The following is a 326-nucleotide window of genomic DNA, read 5'->3' on the forward strand; positions in this document are numbered from 1 at the left end:
TCAATACAAACCGAATCGGGAAATCTTTCATCATATCACCTACTTGATGAAGAATCGTCAACGTCGTTTTCCCTTATCGTATCAACGGTTTGCGACCATTGTAAAGATGTTTTGTCACGGATTCAGGAGAGACAAACAGGGTACCCCTTACGCGATACGGAGCTGTTTTTTGATCACATCAATGGGAATATCTTGCTTTGCAGCGTCATAAATGAACTCGACGACGCTGTGGTCTTTCCGCGACCGAAGAAGCTCCAGCCCGGTGGAGAGGTTTTGGCGGGATTCGGCGATGCTGTACACGCAGGCCAACAGCACCACCGCCCAAT

At 48.5% G+C, this 326-nt stretch carries 1 pseudogene; it reads right to left on the reverse strand.

Going from position 1 to position 326, the window contains the following annotated elements:
- Positions 1-147 precede the first annotated feature (147 nt).
- Positions 148-326 (reverse strand): annotated as a pseudogene (locus ETC02_RS17215) (IS701 family transposase); the annotation flags it as partial.

Source organism: Geobacillus sp. DSP4a, from assembly GCF_013096875.1.
GTDB lineage: Bacteria > Bacillota > Bacilli > Bacillales > Anoxybacillaceae > Geobacillus > Geobacillus thermophilus.